At 70.9% G+C, this 24967-nt stretch carries 16 protein-coding genes and 2 pseudogenes; 11 read left to right on the top strand and 7 right to left on the bottom strand.

Annotated features, from left to right (window positions below):
- Positions 1-4 precede the first annotated feature (4 nt).
- Entirely contained in the window at positions 5-2995 is a 2991-nt protein-coding gene (locus tag ACIPW5_RS23490; RefSeq protein WP_401248123.1) for an FG-GAP repeat domain-containing protein, read from the bottom strand.
- Positions 2996-3598: 603 nt separating this feature from the next.
- On the opposite strand from ACIPW5_RS23490, the gene ACIPW5_RS23495 reads away from it, so the two are divergent.
- Together ACIPW5_RS23495 and ACIPW5_RS23500 are read left to right on the top strand one after the other, a co-directional pair.
- Complete coding sequence (locus ACIPW5_RS23495; protein ID WP_401248125.1) at positions 3599-11644, top strand: ricin-type beta-trefoil lectin domain protein; 8046 nt, start codon at positions 3599-3601, stop codon at positions 11642-11644.
- A complete protein-coding gene (locus ACIPW5_RS23500; RefSeq protein ID WP_401248128.1) occupies positions 11641-12222 on the top strand; it encodes a hypothetical protein in 582 nt (193 codons plus the stop codon). Before ACIPW5_RS23495 ends, ACIPW5_RS23500 begins: the two co-directional genes overlap by 4 nt.
- Before the next feature lie 92 nt (positions 12223-12314).
- On the opposite strand, the gene ACIPW5_RS23505 is transcribed toward ACIPW5_RS23500, so the two are convergent.
- The 3 genes and pseudogenes from ACIPW5_RS23505 to ACIPW5_RS23515 all read right to left on the bottom strand — a co-directional run.
- The gene (locus ACIPW5_RS23505) at positions 12315-13613 is read right to left on the bottom strand and encodes a tyrosine-type recombinase/integrase (protein ID WP_401248131.1); all 1299 of its coding nucleotides are present in this window, start codon (positions 13611-13613) and stop codon (positions 12315-12317) included.
- On the bottom strand, positions 13613-13807 hold the full coding sequence (locus ACIPW5_RS23510; protein WP_401248215.1) for a helix-turn-helix domain-containing protein: 195 nt from the start codon (positions 13805-13807) through the stop codon (positions 13613-13615). The genes ACIPW5_RS23505 and ACIPW5_RS23510 overlap by 1 nt, the downstream gene beginning before the upstream one ends.
- Positions 13805-13918 (bottom strand): annotated as a pseudogene (locus ACIPW5_RS23515) (TIGR03842 family LLM class F420-dependent oxidoreductase); the annotation flags it as partial. The pseudogene ACIPW5_RS23515 and the gene ACIPW5_RS23510, both read right to left, overlap by 3 nt.
- A 56-nt stretch (positions 13919-13974) precedes the next feature.
- On the opposite strand from ACIPW5_RS23515, the pseudogene ACIPW5_RS23520 reads away from it, so the two are divergent.
- Positions 13975-14240 (top strand): annotated as a pseudogene (locus ACIPW5_RS23520) (macro domain-containing protein); the annotation flags it as partial.
- 76 nt (positions 14241-14316) lie between these two features.
- On the opposite strand, the gene ACIPW5_RS23525 reads toward ACIPW5_RS23520, so the two are convergent.
- Both ACIPW5_RS23525 and ACIPW5_RS23530 read right to left on the bottom strand, forming a co-directional pair.
- Positions 14317-14970: a fasciclin domain-containing protein gene (locus ACIPW5_RS23525; protein WP_401248133.1), complete on the bottom strand. Its 654-nt coding sequence runs from the start codon at positions 14968-14970 to the stop codon at positions 14317-14319.
- A 74-nt stretch (positions 14971-15044) separates the two neighbouring features.
- Positions 15045-16661 (bottom strand): molybdopterin-dependent oxidoreductase, encoded by a 1617-nt coding sequence (locus tag ACIPW5_RS23530; RefSeq protein WP_401248136.1) that lies wholly within the window; start codon positions 16659-16661, stop codon positions 15045-15047.
- Between the two features lie 297 nt (positions 16662-16958).
- Here ACIPW5_RS23530 and sigK point away from each other — a divergent pair, with 297 nt between their 5' ends.
- Positions 16959-17546, top strand: coding sequence for an ECF RNA polymerase sigma factor SigK (gene sigK / locus ACIPW5_RS23535; RefSeq protein WP_401248218.1), 588 nt, complete (start codon positions 16959-16961; stop codon positions 17544-17546).
- A complete protein-coding gene (locus ACIPW5_RS23540; protein ID WP_401248139.1) occupies positions 17543-18292 on the top strand; it encodes an anti-sigma factor domain-containing protein in 750 nt (249 codons plus the stop codon). Before sigK ends, ACIPW5_RS23540 begins: the two co-directional genes overlap by 4 nt.
- 15 nt (positions 18293-18307) lie before the next feature.
- Here the strand turns inward: ACIPW5_RS23540 and ACIPW5_RS23545 are convergent, their stop codons facing one another.
- Positions 18308-18793, bottom strand: a complete 486-nt coding sequence (locus ACIPW5_RS23545) for an Lrp/AsnC family transcriptional regulator (RefSeq protein ID WP_401248142.1) — start codon at positions 18791-18793, stop codon at positions 18308-18310.
- A 280-nt stretch (positions 18794-19073) separates the two neighbouring features.
- Between ACIPW5_RS23545 and ACIPW5_RS23550 the strand changes: the two genes are divergently transcribed.
- From ACIPW5_RS23550 to ACIPW5_RS23575, 6 genes are all read left to right on the top strand, one after another.
- The gene (locus ACIPW5_RS23550) at positions 19074-19985 is read left to right on the top strand and encodes a DMT family transporter (protein WP_401248145.1); all 912 of its coding nucleotides are present in this window, start codon (positions 19074-19076) and stop codon (positions 19983-19985) included.
- Positions 19978-21165, top strand: coding sequence for an aromatic amino acid transaminase (locus ACIPW5_RS23555; RefSeq protein WP_401248148.1), 1188 nt, complete (start codon positions 19978-19980; stop codon positions 21163-21165). Before ACIPW5_RS23550 ends, ACIPW5_RS23555 begins: the two co-directional genes overlap by 8 nt.
- 425 nt (positions 21166-21590) lie before the next feature.
- The gene (locus ACIPW5_RS23560) at positions 21591-22223 is read left to right on the top strand and encodes a hypothetical protein (RefSeq protein ID WP_401248150.1); all 633 of its coding nucleotides are present in this window, start codon (positions 21591-21593) and stop codon (positions 22221-22223) included.
- Positions 22220-23437, top strand: a complete 1218-nt coding sequence (locus ACIPW5_RS23565) for an MAB_1171c family putative transporter (RefSeq protein WP_401248153.1) — start codon at positions 22220-22222, stop codon at positions 23435-23437. The genes ACIPW5_RS23560 and ACIPW5_RS23565 overlap by 4 nt, the downstream gene beginning before the upstream one ends.
- Entirely contained in the window at positions 23434-24357 is a 924-nt protein-coding gene (locus ACIPW5_RS23570) for a DNA-binding protein (RefSeq protein ID WP_401248155.1), read from the top strand. The genes ACIPW5_RS23565 and ACIPW5_RS23570 overlap by 4 nt, the downstream gene beginning before the upstream one ends.
- Before the next feature lie 94 nt (positions 24358-24451).
- A complete protein-coding gene (locus tag ACIPW5_RS23575) occupies positions 24452-24931 on the top strand; it encodes a DUF3574 domain-containing protein (protein ID WP_401248158.1) in 480 nt (159 codons plus the stop codon).
- Positions 24932-24967 lie beyond the last annotated feature (36 nt).

Here is a 24967-nt window from a genome sequence, read left to right on the forward strand (position 1 = left end):
ACGATCAGCCGAAGGCCTTGATTCCCGACCACTCCGTACCCAGGACGGCCTGCACGGCGCCGCCCGAGTCCTTGGCCTTCGGGTGGTAGACCCAGATGAATCCGTTGGAGCCCTTGGCCCACAGGTCCGGTATCCGGTCCCCGTTGACGTCCGGGGTGCTGATGGCGAGCGGGATGTTGGCCGGGGTCCAGCCCGCCCCGTAGATCACGTCCGTCTTGTCGCGGGAGGCGCCGGCGGTCGCGAGCGACAGCAGGTCGGTGCTGCCCGCGGCCGCACCCGGCTTGCCGTACCGCAGCCACAGGTTGCCGCTCTCCGGGCTGCGCCACACGAGGTCGGCCTTGCCGTCGAGGTCGATGTCGCCGACGGTGAGCAGCTCGCGGTCCGCGCCCCAGTAGCCGTCGTTCATGAGCGTCGCCTTCTGGAAGGCGCCTCCCGTGTACCCTTCCAGGGCCCAGAACGCCTTGCCGCTGCGCAGGAACAGGTCCGGCAGCCTGTCGCCGGTGAGGTCGCCGACCGCCATGATCTGCGTCCACTCCACGGGGTCCGGTACGCCGGCCGGGAGCTTGACCCGGACGCGCTTGTCGACGTTGAAGCTGCCGTAGCCGTCGCCGGGGTAGATCCAGAAGCTGCCGTCCGGGATGCGGGCGAACAGGTCCGTGCTCCCGTCGCCGGGGTAGACGTCCGTCCGGTGCGTGATGAGGGCGGTCTTCCCGGTGGCCGGGTCGAACCAGTGGCCCGGCGGGTTCAGCTGCCCGTCGGTGGTGTACGAGGCCGCCAGCGACCCGTACATTTCCCCGCCCTCGTCACCGGAGAACGTACGCAGGTTCCCCTGCGCGTCGATGGCCAGCAGGTCCGGACGGCCGTCGCCGCCCACGTCGCCGGGGCCGTCCGCTTCCTGGCGCGGCGGCAGGTAGAAGACGTAGTCGGTGCGCTGGCTCTTGTTGCCCGCCGCGTCGTAGGCGTGGACCAGGAGGGCGACCGGGCCCGAGTTGGTGGGCTTGAGGTCGGGGATGGTGGCCACGCCGTTGACAGCGGGCACCTCCTTGATGTTCAGGCCCGCGAAGGAGTAGCTGAACTTGACGGCGTCGGCCGCCTTGAAGGTCACCGCTCCGGTCTGCCCGAAGCGCACCGTCGCCCAGGTCGCGCCGTCCGGGGTGGCCGGCTTGAACACCGCACTGGTCACCTCGGGCGCGGGCGGCCCGCTCGCGTCCACCGTGACGCGGCACGGCTGGTCCCCGGCCGGGAAGGAGGAAGAGCTCGCACCCTCAGAGTCCTCCGCCACCACGTCCCAGGAGTACGTCACCTTGTCCGCCAGGGTCGCGGAGGGGATGGTGGTCGAGGCCCGGCCGTCGGCCTGCGGGGTGACCACGGTGCCGGCCGGGATCGGGTCGCCGTCCTTCCAGAACCGGAAGCGGACGCCCTTGAGGTTGCCGTCGTCGTCGGTGGCCTTGGCAGACAGGACGAGGTTCGCCTTGGCGACGGGCTGGCCGGCGCCCGGTCCCGGGACGCAGACGCCACCGGGGTTGGTCGTGCCGTCCACCGGCTCGCTCGGGGCGCGGTTGTACGTGACGGTGAGCTCGGCGGCGTCGGCCCTGAACGTCCGCCAGCTGAACGTGTCGTTCTCGGAGACCGCGCGCATGCCGAGGGTGATGTCGGGGGCGCCGGCGTTGGCGGCGTTCTGGGCCGCGTCCTTCACGTTGAAGCCCACGTAGTCGTCGGGGCAGCCGGAGCGTCCCTTCGCGAAGCTCTGCTCGTCCTGGAGGTTCAGCCAGTCGGGCTGCTTGTTCCAGGTGGTGCCGGAAGAGATCGCGCCGGTCCAGTACAGGCGGTAGGCGCGCTTGTCACAGGACCAGCTGTGGTTGTTGAGCACGCGGAAGGTCGCGCTGGTGAGCGCGGCGCCCTTGAGGCGCTCGTCGAAGCCCATGCGCCAGAACGGACGGGCCGTGCCCCCGGTCTCCTTCTCGTAGCCCACGCGCGCTTCGGGGGTGCCGTTGTTGAAGTTGGTGCCGTTGAAGAACGAACTGTTGGGGTGCGGCTTGTAGGCCGTGGTCCAGGCTTGCTCACCGCTGTTCATGGTCGGGTCGATGAAGACCGGGAAGCGGGTCGCCGGGTCCTTGAGGAGCCCGGTGGCCTCGGCGTTCAGACGGAGTCGCGCCTCGGAGGTGCCGTTGCCGTCGAGCGCGATCGGCAGCGGGGCCTGCTTGGAGCCCGGCTCCATGCCGGCCAGGCCGGACAGACGCAGCACCTCGGCCGTGGAGCCGACGGCGGTGCGGGTCACGGCCTGGGGGTCTTCCGGATCACGGCCGGAGGAGTCCCAGGCGAAGGGGGTCGGCATGGATCCGACTTCCTTGCCGGACTTCGGGTCCACGACCGCGACCCGCTGGGCCTCGGCATCGTGGCGGAAGACGGCGGTGGCGGAGCGCAGTCCGTACTCGGCGGTGGCGAGTTCGGGGCGGCCGGCGGCTTCCTTCGTCTTGACGATCAGGACCTGGGCGAAGCCGCCGTCCTGGCGGGCGACGAGCATCAGGTCGACGCCGGGCAGGACCTCCGGATAGAGGGCGCGCGGGCCGTCGAGGACCGGCTTCGGCAGCGGGCCGGGCCAGGTGTAGGCGACGGTGTGGCCGGCGAGGTCGACCTCGGCGAGGACGGAGGCCGGCGAGCCCTGGCCGGCGGGCTGGCTACCGCCGGAGAAGCGGACCGGCAGCGGGGCGTTGGCCGGTCGGACGGTGAGTCCCTTGCCGTCCTTGGTCCGCGTGTCGTTGCCGAGCTTGGTGTCGATGGGGGCCCAGCGGCCCTCGGCGTTCTTGGCCCGTTGCGGGAGGGCGGAGATCTGGGTGCGTAACTTGCCGTCCGGCTGGGACCAGGTCACGGACGTGGCGTCGGTCTCCGTGTCGACGGCAACGTCCTTGCCGGTTCGACGGGACTCGGCTGCGGCGCTCTGCGCGTCGCGGGGGCCGGTGGAAGCGGGCTTGGCGTCACCGGGTGTCGCGGTCACGGTTGGCGGCGGGCCATCGGGTTGCCACCAGGACAGCAGTGCTGCCGTTAAGGCGGCCACCACGAGGCCGATGGTGCACGTCAGCCGCGCGCGCGTACGCACCAAGGGGCTGAGAAGGCGGGGCATGGTCACTGCGGTCTACTCCCGTGGGGACCAATCGGATGGGGACAGCGCAAAGCCCCAAACGGCTGGCCGCGGGGCAGAAGGGCACACGATCACACGAGAGTGACGCCTCGTCCAAGAGTTTGATTTTTATCGTGTCGTTACGAACACGGAGGGAATTCTTGGGGATTTCGAGGACTTGGCCTGAACCAATCAATGAATGTTCTGATTCAGACGCAACCCTGCATGGTTGGCACGTGTAAACCCCAGGTTGGGTGGCAATTGCCTGCGAAGGCCAAGTTTTCACGGATACGTCCGCATACTCACCGTGACGCATGCAACACACTGCTCGCGATCGTCACGCTCCGCATCCTTGCTTCGCAGTAGGAACGCATTCGACAGTTCGCAGGCGCGGGTGCAAAGAGCCCCGCGCCCTGCGGCCGTGCCGCAGGCCTGCTTTCCGAACCTGCAACTTCGAAGCCTTGGTGGGAGCCGCCGCGCATGCGTGCCTCAAGTCCCCTGTCATGGCTGGGCCGTGGACGCCTGGCCGGGACAGAACCGATACGACGACGCCGGCGCCTGCGCCGAACCGGCGTCGTCCTGCTGTTATCCACGGCGCTGACGGTGACCACGCTCACCGCCCAGGCCTACGCGGTGCCCGGCGACAGCCTCAACCGTGAACTGAAACTCCCGGACCTGCCCGAGCAGGACCCGGTCAAGGCGAACAAGAACGCCGAGAAGAACCTCACCACCGCCGACAAGGTCCCCGTCACCCCTTACGTGCCAACGGCCGTGACGCCCTGGCAGCAGAGCACCGGCACCGTGGACCTCTCCACCGTCCAGCCCGGCGCGACCGCCCCCGTCGGCGACCTCCCCGTAGCCCTCGGCATCCCGGCGGGCGCCGACCCGGCGGCTCTGGCCGGTCAGTGGCGCGTCGACCTCGCGGCCCCCGAGAAGTCGCAGACGGCCGGTGTCTCCGGCCTGATCATGCGGGTCACCCCGCCCGCGACCGCAGACCCGGCCGCGGACGTCGCCATGACGGTCGACACCACGGCCTTCTCCGACCTCTACGGTCCCCAGGCGGCCGACCGCTTCGGCCTCGCCCTGCTCCCGGAGTGCGTGCTCACCGCCCCCGACAGCGGTGACTGCGCCCCTGCCGACGGCGGCGCGCAGACCATGTCCGGCGAGAAGGCCCCGAAGTTCGAGCGGCTCGCCGGTGAGGTCAAGAAGGTCGAGGCCAAGGACGCCCCGACCCGCACCCAGGCCGCGAAGAACGCCCCGACCCGGCGCGTGCTGACCGGGTCCGTCTCCGTGTCCTCCCTCTTCGGAAACAACCACCCCGGAAAGCGGATCGCTCCGGCCCCGGAGAAGAAGGACACCAAGCCCGGCACCACCCAGCAGACGCCCCCGGCCCAGGAGGCGCCGAAGCAGGGCGACACTCCCCGGCAGCAGGCCCCCCAGGCCCCCGGTTCGGACGCCGACCGGAAGAAGGCCGAGGAGGCCGCGCAGGGCGCCGAGGGTGATGAGCCCCGGAATACCACCGGTCCGGTGGGCGACGGGCGACCGGCCGCCTTCACCGCGGCCGCCGAACCCTCCGGCGGCCGCGTAGTCGGCGCGCTGGACACCGGCTCCTCCGCCACGGGCGACTTCAACGCCACTCCGCTGCTCTCCTCCGGTTCCTGGGCGGGCGGCTCGTCCAACGGCGCCTTCACCTACTCCTACAAGGTCCAAGTGCCCGAGGCCCCCGGTGGGCTGACTCCGAAGATCGCCTTCGGCTACTCCTCGCAGAACGCCGACGGCCGCACCTCCGCCACCAACAACCAGGCCTCCTGGATCGGCGACGGCTGGGAGTACAACGCCGGCGCCATCACGCGCACCTACGCCAGCTGCCGCGAGGACTCCAAGAAGCCCGGCTCCAACAACGCCACCCACCGCACCGGCGACATGTGCTACGGCTCGGACAACGCCACCCTCTCGCTGGGCGGCTCCACCACCGAGCTGGTGTGGGACAAGGACAAGCAGACCTGGACCACCGCCAACGGCGACGGCTCCAAGGTCGAGGTCCTGAAGAACACCAACCTCAACAACGGCGACCAGGACGGCGAGTACTGGGTCGTCACCACCAAGGACGGCGTCCGCTACCACTTCGGCCTCAACCGGCTCCCCGGCTGGTCCGACAAGGGCACCGCCGACCCGAAGGACGACGACCCCACCACCAACTCGGTGCTCACGGTCCCGGTCTACGGAAACCACCCCGGCGAGCCCTGCTACAAGGCCGGCGACTGGAAGAACTCCGGCTGCACCCAGGCCTGGCGCTGGGGCCTCGACTACGTCGAGGACCTGAACGGCAACGCCATGTCCCTGTGGTGGGACCGCGAGACCAACTACTACGCCAAGAACTTCGACTTCAAGGCGCCCGTCGCCTACCACCGCGGCGGCTACCTCACCCGGATCGACTACGGCCAGCGCAAGGACAGCATCTTCAGCGCCCCCGCGCCGTCCCGCGTCGACTTCACCGTCGCCGAGCGCTGCTTCAACGAGGGCACCCTCACCTGCTCCGACGCCAACTTCGCGGACAAGGACCCCGGCAAGTACCGCATCTGGTACGACACCCCGGCCGACCTGCGCTGCGAAGCGGCCAAGAAGTGCTGGAACTCCGGTCCCGCCTTCTTCAGCCGCAAGCGCCTCGACAAGGTCACGACCTCGACGCAGCGCCTTCCCGGCAACACCGCCCGCCAGGCCGTCGACGAGTACAAGCTCCAGCAGGCCTTCCCGGTCCTGAAGACCGGCCCGAACACGGCCCTGTGGCTGGAGTCCATCACCCGCACCGGCTTCGGCCGCAACGGCGCGAGCGACGCCAAGGTCACCCTCAACCCGGTCCGGTTCGAGCACAACGCCGACGAGATGCCCAACCGGGTGCAGCGCGGCGCGAACGACCCGCGCCCCGGCTTCGCGCGCCTGCGCATCGGCCGCGTCATCAGCGAGTACGGCGGCGAGACCGTCGTCACCTACCGCAAGCCGGAAGGCGAGTGTGCCACCGGCACCGGCCTGCCGGGCAAGGACGACAAGGACGCGCTCAAGACCAACGCCCGCCTGTGCTACCCGTCCTACTGGCATCCGGACCCGGAGAAGGAGGACATCGACTGGTTCCACAAGTACGTGGTCGCCAAGATCGAGGAACTCCCCAACGTCGACGGGGCCTACGCCAACGAGACCGCGTACGAGTACAAGAACCCGGCCTGGAAGCTGGCCGAGCAGGAGTTCTCCAAGCAGGCCACCCGCACCTACTCGCAGTTCGCGGGCTTCGAGCAGACCACGGTCCTGACCGGCGTCGAGAACCCCGGCATCGGCAGCAAGCGCACCAAGGCCGTCACCCGCTACTACCGCGGCCTGGGTGACACCGTCCCCGTCAAGGACGTCACCGGCGCCGAGATCGGCAAGGACCGCGAGCCGTTCGCGGGACGCGTCGCGGAGGAGCTCACCTACACGAGCCCCGACAACGCCGACGGCCAGTGGCTGACCCGGACGGTCAACGTCCTGGAGGCCACGGAGCTCGCCAAGCGCGTGCGCGGCGACGGCCTCAGCGACCTGCGGGCCTGGCGGGTCGTGGAACCGCGGCAGATCTCGTACACCAAGTCCTCCGGCAGCGGCGACGACAAGCGCACCGAGCGCTCGGTCGAGACCCTCACCAGCCACGAGCCGACCTACGGCCTGCCGGTACAGGTGGAACTGCTCGGCGACACGGGCAAGACGGGCGACGAGAGCTGCACCCGGTTCGAGTACCTCCACCTGCCCGAGAAGAACATCATCGGCCTGTCCAAGCAGTCGCTCGCCAGCCCGACGACCTGCGCGGCAGCGGACTTCAACAACCTGAAGACGCTCAGCGCGGGCACGAGGACGGCCTACGACAGCCAGGCCTACGGGGCAACGGCGGCAGGCGGGCGCGGCCTGGCGACCGAGACCTGGTCGCTGAAGGCCGACGGCTCCGGCTTCGACACCGCCGGCACCACCGAGTTCGACACCGTGGGCCGCGTCGTGCGCAAGACCGACCCCGACAAGCGGTCCGGCACGATTGCCTACGAGCCCGCCACCGGCCAGGCCTTCAAGGTCACCGAGACCAACACCCTCGGCCACACCCAGGTCGAGGAGGTCGAACCGGGCCGAGGCCAGAACGTCCGGACCACCGACGCCAACGGCCGGGTGAGCCTGTCCACCTTCGACCCCATGGGCCGCCTCGTCGAGGCATGGAAGCCGGGCCGCGCCCCCGCACCCAAGGCTGTGCCGGACTTCCGCGCCGAGTACGTCACCCCGGCGGGCAAGCCCCCGTACGTGGTCACCTTCGCGCGGGGCCACGAGAACCGGATCGAGACCTCCGTCACGCTCTACGACGGCCTCGGCCGGGAGCGCCAGAGCCAGGAGCCGGCCACCAACGGCGGCCGGCTGATCACCGACACGCTGTACAACAGCTCGGGTGAGGTCTGGCAGACCAACAACGCCTACTACACGGCCGGCAAGCCGAGCGGGGAGCTCTTCACCCCGCTCGCCGACACCACCCTCCCGAACGTCACCCGCTACACCTACGACGGCCTCGGCCGCGTGGTGCAGGAGATGCCGGTCCTGAAGGGCGTCGAGACGCCCGGCCGCGCCACCCGCTACGAGTACGGGGCCGACCACTCCACCGTCATCAACCCGCCGGGCTCGTCCTCGTACCGCGTCTTCACCGACGCGCTGGGCCGCTCGACCCGGGTCGACACCTTCACGGATGCCGGCCGGACCTCGTACACGTCCATGCGGTACGAGTACGACCAGCGCGGCCACATGGTGAAGGCCAGCCACTCGGAGGACCAGACCCACCCCTGGACGTGGACCTTCGACCAGCGCGGCCGGATGGAGACGGCGGCCGACCCGGACACCGGCACCACCCGGACCACGTACGACCGCTACGACCGCCCGGTGACCGTCACCAACGCGCGCGGCGTCACCACGTGGACCGACTACGACGACCTGTCCCGCCCCAAGCAGCTCCGCCTCGACGGCGCCGCCGGCACCGTCCTGGCGGACTACACCTACGACAGCGTCGCGGGCGCCAAGGGCCTCCCGGCCACGGCCACCCGCTACACCGACGGCCTTCCGTACACCCAGAAGGTCAACGGCTACACGGACGACTACAAGCCCACCTCCACCACCCTCACCCTGCCGCAGTCCCTCGCCGACACCTGGGGCCTGCAGTCCACGTACACGCACTCCTACACGTACACGGACACAGGCCTGCTTGACGAGGCGACCATCCCTGCCGTCGGCAAGATGGCCTCCGAGCGGATGGTCGTCCGCTACAACGACGAGGGCCTGCCCCTCTCCATCTCCGGCAAGGACTGGTACGGCGCGGAGACGGTCTACTCCCCGCACGGCCAGGTGCTCCGTTCCACGCTGGGCGCCCAGCCCTACCGGGTGTGGTCGCAGACCTCGTACGACGAGGCGAGCGGCGCCCTCACCGACCAGCAGGTCTACCGCGAGCAGACCGGCGACGGCGCGGTCGTCCAGGGCAACCTGGTCTCGCACCGTTCCTACTCCTACGACGACGCGGGCAACGTCTCCTCGATCCGCGAACGCTCCACCGGGATCGAGGAGCGCCAGTGCTTCAACTACGACCCGCTGGGACAGCTGAGGACCGCCTGGACCTCGGGTGACCAGGAGTCCTGCACCGCCGGCCCCAAGGGCGCCGACGGCAAGGTCAACGCGGTCGCGGGCAAGGACAAGTCCGGATACTGGCAGGAGTACGAGTACGACCTGCTCGGCAACCGCAAGAAGCTGGTGGAGCGGAACCTGGCGGGGGACACCGCCAAGGACACCACCACCACGTACACGTACGGCAAGGGCACGGACAAGAGCCAGCCGCACACCCTGTCCAAGGTCACCAAGTCGTACACGACCCCCGCCGGGGCGCAGGTCACGGCCGAGGCGGAGCGCCTGTACGAGCTGACGGGCGAGACCAAGTCCGTCACCTCCACCCAGAACGGTGACAAGCAGCAGCTGACCTGGACCTACGACGGCCAGATCGAGCGCGTCACCGGCTCGGGTGGCGCGGGCAAGACCTCGTACGTCGGACCGGCACAGAAGTGCGTCGACCTGAGGCACAGCAACGCCGCGCCCAACCAGCCCGTCCAGCTCTACACCTGCAACGGAACGGGCGCCCAGCGCTGGGCCTTCACCCAGACGCCCAACCAGCCGGACGCCAACCTCGGCACCCTGTCCATCTACGACACCTGGTGCCTCCAGCCCACCGGCAACACGGCGGGCTCCGAGTTCCAGATCCGCCAGTGCGACGGCTCCACGGCCCAGCAGCTCAAGCGCAACGCAGCGGGCCAGTTCACCCACGTCGCCTCGGGCCTCTGCATCTCGGCGAAGGGCGGTGCCACGGACGACTCCACCCCCCTGGCCCTCGCCACCTGCTCCGGCACCTCCGCGGCGCAGCTGTGGGAGCCGCAGAACGACACCCGTCACATCTACGGCCCGAACGGCCGCCTGCTCACCATCCAGGGCAAGCAGGCGACGCTCTACGTCGGCGAAACCCAGGTGACCGTCCAGAAGGGCGGCGCCCTGGTCAACACCCAGCGCACGTACGCGGTTCCGGGCGGCGTGATCACGCGCTACAGCCACGGCAACGGCCCGGAAACCCTGGCCGCCCTCGCGGGCGACCACCAGGGCAGCCCGTACGCGGAGGTCACCCTCAACGGCGGTATGCAGGTCCAGGTCCGAAAGCAGGACCCGTTCGGCAACGAGCGCGGCGGCGTGACCACGGGCGGCCCCAACATCCAGTCGGACAAGGGCTTCCTGGGCTCGGCGAAGGACAGCGCGTCCGGGTACCAGATCCTGGGCGCCCGCATGTACGACCAGGTCGTCGGCCGCTTCCTCTCCGCCGACCCGGTCCTGGACATCACGGACCCGCTGGCCCTCAACGGCTACGGCTACGCGCACAACAACCCGGTCACCCTGTCCGACCCCTCAGGCCTGTCGGTATCCCTGACGGCCTCGGAGCGAGCGGCCGCCTTGGCCGGCGCGGGCCTCTCCCTCGCCCAGATCGCCCAGGCGGAGGCGGCCCAGGGCAAGTCCCTGACGTCGGTGATCCTCGAAGCCGCCTGGTCGGGGCTGAAGGACTTCATCGGCATCAACGACGCCATGGCCTGCTTCGGCGGCGACATGTGGTCCTGCGGAAGCATGATCATCGGCGCCATCCCGTGGACCAAGCTCGGCAAGATCCCCTCGGTCCTGAAGGCCGTCGAGCGCACGATCTCCGCGATCCAGGCCTGGAAGACGGCGAAGAAGGCCGCCGAACTGGTCCTTGCAGCCGCCCGCGCCGCCGAGAAGGCCGCCCTGGAGGCCAAGCAGAAGGCCATCGAGGCAGCAAAGAAGGCAGCACAGGCGGCAAAGAAGAAGGCCGCCGACAAGATCAACACAACAAGCAACAAGGCGGTCAACACCTCAAAGAAGACAGGCAACTCAAACCACAAGCAGGCCCAGGCCAAGTCCAACCCCAAGGCCTCCTCTGCAGCAAGCGCCGGCAAGGGCGGCAGTGGCAGCGGCGGCAAGTCCGTCAACATGAACAAGAACGGAGGCTCGTCCGGCGGCTCCTCCCGCAGCAACGGCGGCAGCAGCGGCTCAGGCGGCTCGGGCAAGGTACCCGAATCCTGCACGGACAACAGTTTCGTTCTGGGTACGAAGGTGCTGATGGCGGACGGCTCCACCAAAGCGATCGAAGACGTCAAGGTCGGAGACCAGGTCCTGGCAACGGACGAGGAGACGGGCGAGACCCGCGCCGAAACGGTCACGGCCGAGATCAAGGGCCAGGGGCTCAAGAACCTGGTTACAGTCATCGTGAACGTCGACGGCGAATCTGGCTCCGAGACGGCGGAAGTCGTTGCCACGGACGGCCACCCGTTCTGGATCCCACAGCTCAACGCATGGGTCGATGCCAAGGACCTGAAGTCAGGTCAGTGGCTGCGCACCAGCGCTGGCACCCACGTCCAGATCACCGCAGTCCGCCACTGGACCTCCACATCGGAGACGGTTCACAACCTCACCATCTCCGACAAGCACACGTACTATGTGCTCGCGGGTGCGGTGCCGGTCCTGGTTCACAATTGTGGTTCAGTACAGACCAACCGCTATCCGGAGCGGCTTGAGGGGGAGATGGGTTTGATGAACCTAGTTGGCGCTTCCCCGTTGGAAGCTGGTACTTCTGAGTTTGGTGCAGCCATGGCTGGGAGTGGACATCACATCTGGTCGGTCGACACGGGCGGCCAACTCAGAATTATTGAGGGTGGCTTCAACCATCCCGTTCTCACGGGAGGGGGAGATGTTATTGGCGCGGGAAGCATCCATGTCTCGGAGGGGCGGGTCACGCGCATCGATAATAGGACTGGCCACTATCTTCCGTATGAAGATCAGGCAGCTAAGACATTGCAGAATGGTGTGGACGCGTTCAGGGCTGCGGGCGTGCATATTCCGGAAAGTGTAATGGTGAATCTCGGAGGAAGGCCGAGGTTGTGACGACTGGGGAGCTAGACCTGTATAAGCGGCTTCGTGTCGACGATCCGGCGGACTATCGCGAATGGTTGGCCGTGCATATGCCTGAAGGTACACACCTTCAGACCTGGGGCGCAGTCCACGATTTGCTGAAGACGGACGCAATGTACGCGCTGGCCGATCCCGACAGCCACCCGCAGGCGGATTTCAACCGGGCCGTCGACTTTCTGGTTGCTGCGATTGATTCCAAGCGAATTCCGGCGCTCGTGGGGATTGGCTGGCTGGGCATCTACGTCACGACAGCTGATCGATATGGCTGGTCCATTGAGCATCCGGCGCTCAGTCCGGACGGCTTTGGGCGACGTGTCCTGATGTGCCTTCCTCTAGAGCGATCTGAGGCGTTCAAGCTTGCCGAGAAGCTAAGCATCGAAGGGCGGCGACTAGAGATCGGTCTCGGGCTAGATTGGGACACTTGGTTGGCGATAAGGTCGGTCAAACTGGAACTGGAATGGTCCGCACCACGGATCAAAAATCCACAACTAGCAGACACGGTCAAGGAATGGATCGAAATCATACGCCATCTTGATTCGTTGAGTGATTGAACGGGTTAGACTCGATCTAACGCCAGAAGCCCCGCCAGATTATGATTCTGGCGGGGCTTCTGGCGGTTTGACGGCAGTAGTTGACGGCAACGTCAGTGGACGGGTGCTGCGCGAAGCGGCGTGTCGTCGGGGTCGGTGGTGGCTCCGGATGGCTTGCCAAGAGCGTGGCCGAGGGGGTCGATGGCGTCTCGCTGGAGGCGGATGCGTACGTGGGCGTAGACGGTGGCCGTGACCCCTATGTGGGCGTGCCCAAGGAGTTCCTTGATCACGACGAGTTCGACGCCCTGCTCCAGGAGGAGGGTTGCGGTGGAGTGTCGTAGGTCGTGGAAGCGAATCCGGCGGAGCCCTGCCCGATCGAGGAGGGCGCGGAAGCAGTGATTGAGGTTCGCCGGATCGATCGGCCCTCCCGCTGGCGTGCTGAAGACGAGGCCGTTGTCCCTCCAGTCGTCCGCAGCCGCCTCTCGTTCTCCTTCCTGTACCCCGCGGTGTTCCTTGAATGAGTGGATGCACTCGCTGGGTAGGGCGATGCGTCGCTCGGATGCGCGGGTCTTAGTCGGCAGGGCGGTGAGCCTGTCAGTCTGGGTGCGCTGGAGGGTACGGCGAATGCTGGCCGTGCCTGTCTGGAGGTCAAGGTCTTCCCACCGAAGGCCGAGGAGTTCGCCCTTTCGGAGGCCGGTGCGGAGGGCGAGTTCGTACAGCGCGAAGAAGCGATCATTACGGACAGCAGCGAGGAACTGGCGGGCTCCATCTGCCGTGAGCAGTTCGAACCGGCGAGGACGCGGTGTACCGGTGCGGACGTTGCGGGCCACGTTGCGTGTGATCTCGTCCGTGCGGACGGCGTGCTCCAGAGCGGACTTGAGGACACAGTGGATGTACGCCAGCGCCAGCGGGGAGAGCCGCTTAGAGCAGCACATTCCGGCGGCGCAGCAACGGGGCTGATCACGGCCGGCGCCGATGCTGCGGGCGCAGCACTGGCAGGTGGTGCGGAGTTGGTTGAGCCAGGTGCGGACGTCTTTGGCGGTGAGCTTGGCGAGCTTCTTCTTGCCCAGGCCAGGGATGAGGTGCTGGTGGACGCAGGTGGTGTAACGGGCGTGGGTGTTCTCACGGAGCTGGTGGATGGCGACGGCCTCCAGCCAGTAGGTCAGGTACGCGCTGACGCTGCCTTGCGCGGACGGAATGGGAACGCCGCGGTTGCTGGAGGGAGTCTTCTCGGTGAGCTTGTCCAGAGCCTCCTTGCGGGTGGTGCCGTAGACGCGGACGCGCTTACGGGCATTGCCTGGGGCAAGGACGTAGCCAGCAGCTTCCCAGCGGTCGTCCTTGCGCTGGTAGACGGTCCCGTCGGCGTTGGCGCGGACGCGGCGGGAGGGGACGGCTTCGCGGGGCGCGGTCATCAGGCGACTTTGAAGTCGATGAGGGCGTGGGAGGGGATGCGGCGGGCGCGGCCGAGAGTGATTGAGGCGAGCTGGCGGGTGCGGAGCAGGTCATAGGCCGCGGAGCGGCCGAGCTGGAGGCGAGCCATGACCTGGGGAACCGTCAGCAGTTCCTGCGTCCCGCCCGGCCCTGCCAAGTCGTCGATAGGCGCCATGCCGCCGAACCGGCGGTACTGGTCGCGGGCGTGGGCCAGGGCGGCCGGTGAGTCGCCCGCCGTGACGTAAGCGGGGGCTGCCACGCAAATGGTGAGGGATGACGGGACACGTCATTCCCTCCACCCGGAGGATTCAGGCCGTAGCGCCAGCGGCATGGGGGTGGGGAGTCCTTCGCACCGTCGGCCCGGTCTGGTCGCGCGAGGAGGACCGCTCGCGTCCAGCTACCGCGAATCCCTGCGGGTGGCCGACGAACTGGGCGCCCGCACGGTCGTGTTCCCGGCCATCTCCACCGGCATCTACGGCTGGCCGATGGACGACGGCGCCCGCATCGCGGTCGACACCGTCCGGACCGCCCGCACCGCGGTGGAGGAGGTCCGCTTCGTCCTCTTCGACGCCGCCGCCTACGCGGTCTTCGAGGCCGCCCTGGGGTGATCCGCGGGCGCGGCCCGGCACCTCGTGCTGCGCACGGGTGCCGGGCCGTCGTCGTCCGGGCGGAAGCCGCCGTCCGCTACTTCGGCATGAGGACGGTGTCGACGATGTAGACGTTGGCGTTGGCGGTCTTCACGTTGCCGCAGACCACGTTCGAGGTGGCGTTGACCTTGTAGGACTCGCCGGATCCCTTCGTGGTGACCATGCCCTTCTGGAGGGTTTCGAAGGAGCCGTTCTCCAGCTGCTCGGGGGTGAGCCGCTGGCCGACGACGTGGTAGGTGAGGATCTTCGTCAGGGTGGCCTTGTCGGCGAGGACCTTGTCGAGGTCGGCCTTCGGGATCTTGGCGAAGGCGTCGTTGGTCGGGGCGAAGACGGTGATGTCCTTCGCGTTGTTGAGGGTGTCGACGAGGCCGGCCTTCTTGACCGCGGCGACCAGGGTGGACAGGGCCGGGTTGTTGGAGGCGGCGGTCGCGACGGGGTCCTTGGCCATGCCGTCGAAGGAGCCCGCGCCCTCCTTGGGGACGCCGGCACAGGCCGGGCCGAAGGGCTGGTCCATCGTCATCGCGGTGTCGGCGGGGGCGCTCTCGCCGGACCTGGCCTGGTCCCCGGCGGCCGCGCTGGGGCCGGCGGCCTGGGTGTCGCTGCCGGAGTCGGAGCAGGCCGCCAGCGAGAAGGGCAGCAGGGCGGCTGCCGCGACGGCGATCGCGGTACGGCGGATCTTCATGCTGTTCATCGTGGTTTCTCCTTGAGGGGTTCTTCAGGTGCGGTGGTGCGGTGGAAGGACCGGCCCGGGGGCGGGTCCGGTGGTCAGGGGACGGTGACGAAGACGCTGTGCCATCCGGTCGCCCCGTCGGGGACGGTGCGGGCGCGCTCTTCCGTCTGCACCGCTCCGGTGCCGTCGGTGGCGCGGACGGTGATGGTGTGTCCGCCGGGGGCGGCCCGCCAGGGCCAGGACCACTGCCGCCAGGTGTCGACGGTGTCCTGAGCGGCGAGGTCGGCGTCCTGCCAGGGGCCGTCGTCGATGCGGATCTCGACGCGGGTGACGCCGCGGTGCTGGGCCCAGGCCACACCGGCGACGACGACGGTGCCGGCGGCGGGGCGGCCGAAGGGCTTGGGGGTGTCGATGCGGGCCTGGGTCTTGACCGGCGCCCGGCGGGCCCACTTCCGTTCGACCCAGTACGGGTCGTAGGCGTCGAAGGTGGTGAGCTCGATGTCGGTGATCCACTTGCAGGCGGACACGTATCCGTAGAGGCCGGGTACGAGCATCCGGACGGGGAAGCCGTGCTGGAAGGGCAGCGGCTCGCCGTTCATGCCGACGGCGAGCATCGCGTCGCGGCCGTCCATGACCTCCTCGACGGGCGAGCCGAGGGTCATGCCGTCCACGGAGCGGGCCACCAGCTGGTCCGCCCCGCCGCCCCGGGACGGGGGCAGGACGCCCGCCTCGCGCAGGAGTCCGGCGAGCGGGACGCCGAGCCAGCGGGCGTTTCCGGCGTAGGGGCCGCCCACTTCGTTGGACACGCAGGTGAGGGTGATGTCGCGTTCGATCAGCGGGCGGGCGAGGAGCTGGTCCAGGGTGTACGCACGGGGCCGGGTGACGCCGGTGCCGTGGATCCTCAGCCGCCAGCCGGCCGCGTCGACCATCGGGACGTCGAGCGCGGTGTCGACGCGGTAGAAGTCCCGGTTCGGTGTGGTGAAGGCGCTGATGCCGGGCACCCGCAGCCGGGCCCCCGCAGGGACCGCGGCGGCCGGGGAGGCGGGCGCCGGCAGGACGAGGGAGGCGCGGGAGGCGACCGCGCCCCGGCCCTGCCGGCCGGCCAGGAACCGGCCGACCGCACCCGCGGACGCGGCCGCGGTGGTGGTGACGGCCGCCGCGGTCAGGAAGCCCCGCCTGCTCCAGCCCGCCCGGCCGCCCTCCCCGCCGCCCTCCCCGCCGCCCTCCCCGCCGCCCTCTCCGCCGCCCGCCAGGGGGGCGGCTGCGGACGCCAGGAAGTCGAGGACGAGCGCGCCCGCGACCCCTCCGGCGAGCGAGGGCAGTGCGTCACCGATGCCGGCGGAGTCGGGCCGGGTCAGGGCCGCGGCGGCGCCGAGGATCCCGAAGGACAGCACACCGGCGGCGGCAGCGCGGGGGCGGCGCAGGCCGAGCACGCCCAGAGCGGCGGCGATGACGGCGAGGACGGCCAGGATCCCGAGCCGCAGGACGGTCTTGTCGTCCTCCCCGAACGTGCGGATCGCGAAGTCCTTGACCGCGGCCGGCGTCCGGTCGATCACCGCCCCGCCCACCACGGTCACCGGACCGGCGGCCGGCCGCAGCAGCCCGGCGGCCAGCTCGGAGACCGCGAGCGCCGTGAACGCGGCGAGGAGGCCGACCGGTGCGCCGGCCGCGGCGCGGGAGAAGGTGGTGCGGAAGGGACTCACACCCGGCATTCGGCGGCACCCGCCGGACGGATTGGTTCCTCACCCGAACGGGTGAGGCGGCCGCCCCGCGCGCCCGGGAGATGGCGGCCCGGGACACGCATGACGAAACTCCCTCCCATCTGCACGCCCGTCCGCTACGAAGTACTGCTGACACGCCCACCCGCTCCGGTGGCCGGGACGCCCTCGGGGCGGCCCGGCCCTGTCCGGGCACAAGGAGTCAAGGACCGGCATGCGATGGACACCCCGCCCCCCGACGGCCGTACCCGCCCACCCCTGCGCCTGCTCGGCGCGGCCGGAGCGGCGCCGGTGAACCAACCGATCCCCTTCGGCGCGGGCCCCGCCGAGGGGCGCGGTGATCTGGCCGAGGTCATGCGGGACGTCGCCCACGGCGACAAGCAGGCCTTCTCCGTCCTCTACGACGCCCTCGCACCCCTCGTGTTCGGGATCGTGGTCAAGGTCGTGCGCGACCGGGCCCAGTCCGAGGAGGTCGCCCAGGAGGTCATGATCGACCTGTGGCGGCAGGCCGCGCGCTACCGGCCCGACGCGGGCAGCGTCACCACCTGGGCCGCGACCATCGCCCACCGGCGGGCGGTGGACCGGGTCCGGTCCGCCCAGGCCGCCACCGACCGCGAACACGCCCAGGCCGCCCGGGAGCACGCCACCGCGTTCGACGAGGTCGCCGAGCAGGTCGAGACCCGCCTGGAGGGCGAACAGGTCCGGCGCTGCCTGCGCGGTCTGACCGAACTCCAGCGCCAGGCCGTGACCCTGGCCTACTACGGGGGGCTCACCTACCGTGAAGTCGCCGAAGCCCTGCGCACACCGCTTCCCACCATCAAGACACGCATGCGCGACGGGCTGATCCGGCTCCGCGACTGCATGGGGGTGACCACATGAACCACCACACGTCCGACGCCCACACCCTCGCGGCCCCCTACGCCCTCGGCGCGCTCAACCCCGGCGAACGCGCGGACTTCGAGGCCCACATGGAGGCGTGCGAGGCGTGCCGGCAGGAAGCCGCGGAGTTCGGGGCCACCGCGGCACGCCTGGCGGCGGCGGCCGCCCTGCCGCCGCCCGCGGCACTCAAGCCGCAGGTGATGGCCGCCGTCGACGGCGTACGCCAACTGCCCCCGCACGTCCCCTCCGCAGCCTCCGCCCCCGCCGTCACCGCCGTGCTGCGCCGCAGGGCCCTGCCGCTGGCACTGGCGGCCAGTGTGGCCGCCGCCGTCCTCGGGGGCGTCGCGCTGTGGCAGGCACAGAACGGAGCGGAGCTCAGGCAGCAGGCCCGCCAGGCACAGCAGCAGCTGGACGAGGTCAGCGGCGTCCTGGCCGCGCCCGACGCCCGCACCGTCCACGGCCGGGCCGCGAACGGGGCCCTGGCCACCGTCGTCGCCTCCGAGCGGCAGAACCGGGCCGTCTTCACCGCCGCCGGGCTGCCGGCCCCCGGCGCGGGCAGGACCTATCAGCTCTGGCTCGGCCACGGGAGCACCATGCGCCCGGCCGGGTTCATCGACCGGGACGGCACGGTCGTCCTCAGCGGCAGCCCGGCCGACGCGGGCGCGGTCGGCCTCACCCTCGAACCCGCGGGAGGCTCACCCCGGCCCACCACCGCCCCCCTGCTCCTGATGGCCCTTCCGGCCTGACCGGGGGGACCGGGCCTAAGAGGTACTCCGCGCCCCGCCGCCCGGGGTGGGGCGCGGGTAGGTGCGGGACTGTTTCACGCTGCCGTACGCGAAGCTGGACTCGATCGACGCGATGCCGGGGATGGCGTGGATGCGGTGGCGCACGAGGGACTCGTACGCCTCCAGGTCCTCGATGACCACCCGCAGCAGGTAGTCGCTGCTGCCCGCCATCAGGTAGCAGTCCTGGATGTGCTCGATGACCGCGACGTGCTCCTCGAAGAGGGCGACCGCCTCCGCCGTGTGCCGCTCCAGGCGGATGCGGACGAAGACGGTGATCGGGAGCCCGAAGGACACCTGGTCCACCACCGCCGTGTAGCCGCGGATCAGCCCCGCCTCCTCCAGTCGGCGGACCCGGCGCAGGCAGGGGGAGGGGGAGAGGCGGACGCGGTCCGCCAGGTCCTGGTTGGAGAGCCGGCCGTCGGCCTGCAGCTCCCGGATGATCTGGAGGTCGACCGCGTCCACGACTGCTCCCGAGGGCTTTCCCGGGGGTTCCGGGGGGCTTCTCCGCCGCTTCTTGGCAGATCCTGCCCCAAACGTATGTCCGAGCGACAGAACTGGCAATCGGCTGCCCCGGCAAAAGCCCTAACGTTGCCCGCGAACGGGCCGGACCGGCCCGCTCTCACAGGCTGGAGCAGATCCCTTGGTCGCGACCAACACCACCGGCGCGGCCGCGCCTCACGGAACGGCGGTCCCGCCGGCCGGAAACCCCGTCCGGCGCGGACCGTCACCGCAGGCCCGCGGCATGGCCGCACTGGTGGTCACCGTGGCGATCTGGGCGGCCTTCGCGCTCAGTGCCCGCGGCCTCAGCGCCTCCACCCTGATGCCCGCCGACGCGGCCCTGCTGCGCTTCGGCGTCCCGCTCCTCGTCCTGCTGCCGGCCCTGTGGCGGCGCCGGCGCCGCATCGCCGCCGTGAAGCCGGGCGCCGCGATCAAGATCGTCTGCGGGGCGGGGGTGCCGTTCTTCCTCGCCGCCATGCACGGCGGATCCCTGACCTCGGCGGCCTTCGTCGGCTCGATCGTCCCCGGCATGGTCCCGCTCTTCGTCGCCGCCCTGATGACCGCCCGCGGCCACGGACTGCCCCGGGGCACGCAGGTGGCCGGGCTCGCCCTGATCGCGGCCGGGGTGGCCGCCCTCGTCTGGCGGTACGTCGTCCCCGTCGACACCGACGTCCTGGAGGGCGCCGGCACCCTGCTGGTGGCCAGCGGCCTGTGGGCCCTGTACACGGTCGGGCTGCGGGACGTGGACCTCGACCCCGTCGGGTCGATCGGGCTGCTGTGCCTGCCCTCCTTCGCGGTGATCGGACTGCTGGTGCTGACCGGTGCGCTCCCGACCGGCCTCGCCCACGCGACGGGCGCCGACATCGCCACGTTCCTCGTGGTGCAGGGGCTCGGGGTCGGGCTGTGCGCCGGCCTGCTCTACGCCTACGCCATCCGCAGCCTCGGCGCCGAGCGCAGCTCCGTCGTCGGCAGCCTCAGCCCCGTCGCCGTCGTCCTCCTCGCCATCCCCGTCCTCGGCGAGTCCCCGACCCCGGCCGTGCTGGTCGGCGTACCGCTGATCACCGCCGGCGTCGTGCTCGCCAACCGCCGCCGCACCCCCGCCCGTCCCGCCGCCGTCCGTACCGCTCCCCGCCCCGAGGTCCCCGCAGATGCTTGAGCTCCTCCCCCCGCCGCCCACCGACCCGCTGTGGGACCTGACGTACGAGTTCGGCTCCGACGAGCGGGCCGAGCGGCTCAACCTGGTCCTCGGCGTCTACCGCGACCACACCGGCCGCACCCCGGTGATGGCCGCCGTCCGCGAGGCCGAGATGCGCCTCGCCGAGCGCTCCGAGTCCAAGGAGTACCGCGGGCTGTCCGGCAACGCCGCCTTCAACCGGGCCCTGCTGGACCTGGTCCTCGGCCCGCAGGGGCCGTCCGACCGCGCGGCGGCCGTGCAGACCGTCGCCGGCTCCGGGGCGCTGCGGCTGCTCGCCGACCTGATCTGCCGGACCCGCCCGGGCACCACGGTGTGGATCAGCGACCCGGCCTACGTCAACCACCGCCCCATCCTGGAGGCCGCGGGCCTGGCGGTCCGCACCTTCGGCTGGTGCGACGCCGAGGGCGGGTTCGACGCCGCCGGGGTCCTGCGCGACCTCGCCGGGGCCCGGCGCGACGACGTGGTCCTGCTCCAGGGGTGCTGCCACAACCCGACCGGGGCCGACCCGGCCCCGCAGGACTGGGCGGCGCTGGCGGAGCTGGCCGCCCGGAACGGCTGGGTCCCCTTCGTCGACCTCGCCTACCACGGGCTCGGCGACGGGCTGGAGGCCGACCTGGCCCCCACCCGCCTGCTGGCCGAGCGGGTCCCGGAGATGTTCGTCGCCGTGAGCTGCTCCAAGAACTTCGGCCTCTACAGCGACCGCACCGGGTGCGCCATCGTGCTCGGTGCATCGGACCGGGCGGTGCGGCACGCCGAGACGGCCCTGCAGAACGCCGCCCGCACCCTGTACTCGATGCCGCCCGAGCACGGCGCGGCCGTGGTCACCACGGTCCTGGAGGACGCGGGGCTGCGGGAGCTCTGGCGTACGGAACTGGATGCGATGCGGGGACGGATCGAGGCCAACCGGACGGACCTGGCCGCACGCCTGACCGCCATGGGGTGGGAGGCGCAGGCCCGCTCGCTCGCCCGGCAGCGCGGGATGTTCTCGATGCTCCCGCTGACGGCGCAGGAGATGCTGCGGCTGCGCCGGGAGTACGCGATCTACGGGACCACCGCCGGCCGGATCAACATCGCGGGCATCTCCGCCGAACGGATCCCCTGCCTCGCGCGGGGCATCGCGGGCGTACTCGCGGGGCGCTGATTCCCAGGCCGGCCGCGTCGTCGTGGCGCCGGGGGCGCGCGGAGCGCGGGAGCGCGGAAGTGAGGGAACGCGTCCCTCCGCTCCGCGGGCTCCCCGGACGTGACAGTCCCCGGCGGTCCCGCCGGTGCCATGAGCCATCCGCCGTCGCCGATGGCTCCCGTGGTCCGCGAGAACGGCCGGGGGCCTGGCCAGAGCCTGGAACAAGGGTCACGCGGGCCGGGGGACGTCTCCCGAGGCGGGTGCGGCTCTTTCCGGTATTCCGGTGTATCACCGATTTTCCTCCGCCTCATCCCATAGTCAAGGGAAAGCGGCAGCGGATATCCCGGCGCGAATGGCCGAATAGAACTGGCCTTGAGCAGCGTCGAGTTGGGGTGTGGCATCATGGCCGCATTGTCCGACCGCTGGGTTCGCCGGAGGACTGAGGGATGAAGTTACCGGGCTCCGCGTTACCGGCGTCGGAGGACAGGCGGCTCAGGCGCCGCCTCAAGAAGGTCCGCCACACCTGCGAAGGTCTGCTCGCGGAGTGGGGCATGGAGCACGGCTGCGGCATCGACGAACTCCACGCATATCTCAGCGAGCAGCGCGGGCGGCCGATCCATTTGATTCCGACGGCCTTCCCCGAACGGCACCTCTTCGGCATATGGCTGAAAACCGATGACTTCGACATCATCGCCTTCGAGAAGGCCGCCTCGGCGTCGCACAAGGAACACATCATCGCCCACGAGCTCGCCCACATCGCCTTCGACCACAACGGATCCGTGCAGCTGGACCAGCTCGGCGGCACGCCGGGCGGGGACCGGCCCGGGAAGGCGGCGACCGCTCCCGGCGGAGCCGGCGGGCTGTTCTCGGACGTCGACCCCGAGGCGGTCCGCGGCGTCCTCATGCGCTCCCGCTACAGCGACGACGAGGAGCAGGAGGCCGAGACGATGGCCTCGCTGATCCTGGCCCGCGCCACCAAGCGCTGGACCGAGCGGGCCTGGGGCGTACCGGACGAGGCCGCCGAGATCGTGGCCCGCATCGAGAGCGGGCTCGGCCGGCCCGACCAGGGGCCCGCGTGATCTACACCGTCCTCGCGTGGGTCTGCGCCTTCGTGGGCCTCGCGGCCTTCGCCTACCGCCTTCCGGACCTGCTGCGCCGCAGGAACGACATCGCCCTGTGGGCGCTGTGCACCTACTTCCTGTGCTCCGGGATCAGCTTCCTGGTCGACCTGGACCAGCTCCGGCTGCACATCTCCGCCTTCTTCGGGCTGCCGAACATCACCTCGCTGATCACCCAGGTCGCCGTGGTCGTGCTGACCGCAGCCCAGCAGGTGGTCCTCGTGTACTGGTCCTCGCCGCCCGCCGAGGCCCGGCGCATGGCCCGCCACCGGGTCGTGTTCTTCGGCGCGGCCCTCGCCGTCCTGGTCGTCGCCTCGTTCGCCGTCGGCCCCGTGGCGCACTCGGAGACGGCCACCTCCACCATCCTGCTCAGCATCCAGCACGGCAGCTACGCCCTCTACATGTCCTTCTACCTGCTGATCTGCGCCGTGGGCCAGTTCGAGACGGTCCGGCTGTCGCTGCGCTTCACGACGATGGCCAACCGGCAGTGGCTCAAGGTCGGCATGCGCACCGTCACCGTCGGCGCCAGCATGATCCTCGTCTACTGCGTCACCCGGAGCATCCAGATCGCCGGCACCCGCCTGGACTACGACGCGGCCGCCCTCGACCCCATCCAGTGGACCTGCGGCAGCGTCGGCGCCCTCCTCCAGATCGCCGGCTGGACCATTCCCTCCTGGGGCATCCGCATCACCCGCGCCCGCGGCTGGACCCGCTCCTACCGCTCCTACCTCCGGCTGCGGCCCCTGTGGTGGGCCCTGTACGAGGCCTCCCCGGACATCGCACTGGACCCGCCGCGCTCCTGGCTGCGCGACCGGGTGCCGCCCCGGGACCCGCACTACCGGCTCTACCGGCGCGTCATCGAGATACGTGACGGCCAGCTGATCCTGCGCACCTCCCTCTCCCTGGAGGACTTCGTCCGGGTGGCCCGCTCCCTGGACCTTCCCGAAGACCCCACCTCGCCCCTGGGCGAGGCCCTCCAGGTGCGCGCCGTGCTCAGCCGCCCGGCCGAGGAGCGGGCGGAGCGCGCCGAGTGGGCCGAGGCCTCCGACATCCCCGCGCGACCCCCCTATCAGGACTTCCGGGACGAGGTCGACTGGCTCAGCAAGGTGGCCTCCTCCTTCGACGACCTCGGCCACCGCCGCGCCGGCGCGGCCGGCGCCGGCCTGCTGTCATGACGGCGGCGGCCGCCCCGCCCGGGGGAGCCGAGGAGCAGGACGCGGCGCTCCGGCTGGCCGTGGCCACCATCGGCCGCCTGGTGGCCCTGGACGCCGGACGCGGCGCGCGCGCCGCCGTGCCCGCCGTACGCGAGGCCGTGCGGCGGATCCCGGAACTGGCGGCGGCCCCCGCGACCCTGCGCGGGTACGGCCCGGACCGGCTCGCGGCCCTCGCCGAGCTGAGCGAGGTCATCGGCTGGATCCTCTTCGACGCGGGCCGCTACCGCGCCGCCCGCCGGGCGAACGCGCGGGCGCTGGCGCTGGCCGAGCTCTGCGGCGACCGCTGGACGGCCCGGCTGGTCCTGCTCAACCACAGCATGCTCGCCACCCACACCGGGCGGCCGCGCGCCGCCCTGGCCGCGGCCGCCCGGGTGACCGGGCCCCGCCCGCTGCCCGCCCGCGTCGCAGGCCTCGTACTGGTCCGGCAGGCCCACGCGACGGCCCTGCTCGGCGCCCGCGCGGAGCCGCTGGAACTGATCTCCCGGGCCCGCAGCCGCTTCCTCGACGGGGTCTCCCGCCGGGACCCGCACTGGGCCTGGTGGATCGACGAGCCCGAACTGCTGGGCCACGAGGGCTGGGTCCAGGCCAGGCTGCGCCGCTGGGACCGGGCCATCCCGCTCCTGCACCGGGCGGCCACCGCCCCCGGCCCCTCCTACCGGCACCTGTTCACCGCGGAGCTGCTCGCGGCCCTGGCCGGCGCCGGGGCCTGGCGCGAGGCGGAGGAACTGATCGCGCGGATCGCCCCGGGCGCCGCCGCCATCGGCTCGGTACGCACCACCGAGACCCTCCGCCGGACGGCGGCGGCGCTGCGCCGCGACCCGGCCGCCCCGGCCCCGCTGCGGGACGCGGCGGCCTTCCTGCGGGAATCGCTGCCCGCCTAGACCTCCCGGGCCGGCACCCGCTCCGCCTCCGGGCGGCCCGGGCACCCGCCGGTCCGCGGACCACGCACGACCCACGGACTGATTGGACGACTGCATGCGCAGCATAAGGATCTCCACGCCCGCCGCCGGCCTGCTGGCCGCGGCCGCGCTCCTGCTCGCCTTCGGCGGACCGGCGCCGCAGACCTCCCTCGGGAGCGCCACCGCCCCCGCGGCGTCGGTCGGCGCGGACACCGCCGACACGGGCAGCGCGTACATCTCGACGCACCTCTACTTCGGCACCGGCCGGCACAACGGCCACCCGCCGATCACCGAGGAGGAGTTCAACAAGTTCGTCGCCGACGTGGTCACGCCGCGCTTTCCCTCCGGGCTGACCCTCCAGGAGGGCCGCGGTCAGTGGCGCGACAAGGAGGGCGACATCAACCGGGAGAGATCGTACGAGCTGACGGTCATGTACCCGGTGCGCGAGGCCCGCGCCCGCAACGCCGACATCGAGTACATCCGCCGCCTGTACTGCACCACCTGGGAGCTGGAGTCGGTCGGCCGGGCCGACGTCCGGGCCCAGGTCGACTTCTGACCGGGGACGGTCCGGGCCCCGGTCCGCGCGCGGCGG

The sequence above is a fragment of the Streptomyces sp. NPDC090077 genome (assembly GCF_044747545.1).
GTDB lineage: Bacteria > Actinomycetota > Actinomycetes > Streptomycetales > Streptomycetaceae > Streptomyces.

Excerpts from the sequence above, each read along its gene's own strand:
- ACIPW5_RS23495 (WP_401248125.1), top strand. The coding sequence starts at position 3,599 with ATGCGTGCCTCAAGTCCCCTGTCATGGCTGGGCCGTGGACGCCTGGCC.
- ACIPW5_RS23505 (WP_401248131.1), bottom strand. The coding sequence starts at position 13,613 with ATGACCGCGCCCCGCGAAGCCGTCCCCTCCCGCCGCGTCCGCGCCAAC.
- ACIPW5_RS23510 (WP_401248215.1), bottom strand. The coding sequence starts at position 13,807 with ATGGCGCCTATCGACGACTTGGCAGGGCCGGGCGGGACGCAGGAACTG.
- ACIPW5_RS23525 (WP_401248133.1), bottom strand. The coding sequence starts at position 14,970 with ATGAACAGCATGAAGATCCGCCGTACCGCGATCGCCGTCGCGGCAGCC.
- ACIPW5_RS23530 (WP_401248136.1), bottom strand. The coding sequence starts at position 16,661 with ATGCCGGGTGTGAGTCCCTTCCGCACCACCTTCTCCCGCGCCGCGGCC.
- ACIPW5_RS23540 (WP_401248139.1), top strand. The coding sequence starts at position 17,543 with ATGAACCACCACACGTCCGACGCCCACACCCTCGCGGCCCCCTACGCC.
- ACIPW5_RS23550 (WP_401248145.1), top strand. The coding sequence starts at position 19,074 with ATGGCCGCACTGGTGGTCACCGTGGCGATCTGGGCGGCCTTCGCGCTC.
- ACIPW5_RS23555 (WP_401248148.1), top strand. The coding sequence starts at position 19,978 with ATGCTTGAGCTCCTCCCCCCGCCGCCCACCGACCCGCTGTGGGACCTG.
- ACIPW5_RS23560 (WP_401248150.1), top strand. The coding sequence starts at position 21,591 with ATGAAGTTACCGGGCTCCGCGTTACCGGCGTCGGAGGACAGGCGGCTC.
- ACIPW5_RS23570 (WP_401248155.1), top strand. The coding sequence starts at position 23,434 with ATGACGGCGGCGGCCGCCCCGCCCGGGGGAGCCGAGGAGCAGGACGCG.
- ACIPW5_RS23575 (WP_401248158.1), top strand. The coding sequence starts at position 24,452 with ATGCGCAGCATAAGGATCTCCACGCCCGCCGCCGGCCTGCTGGCCGCG.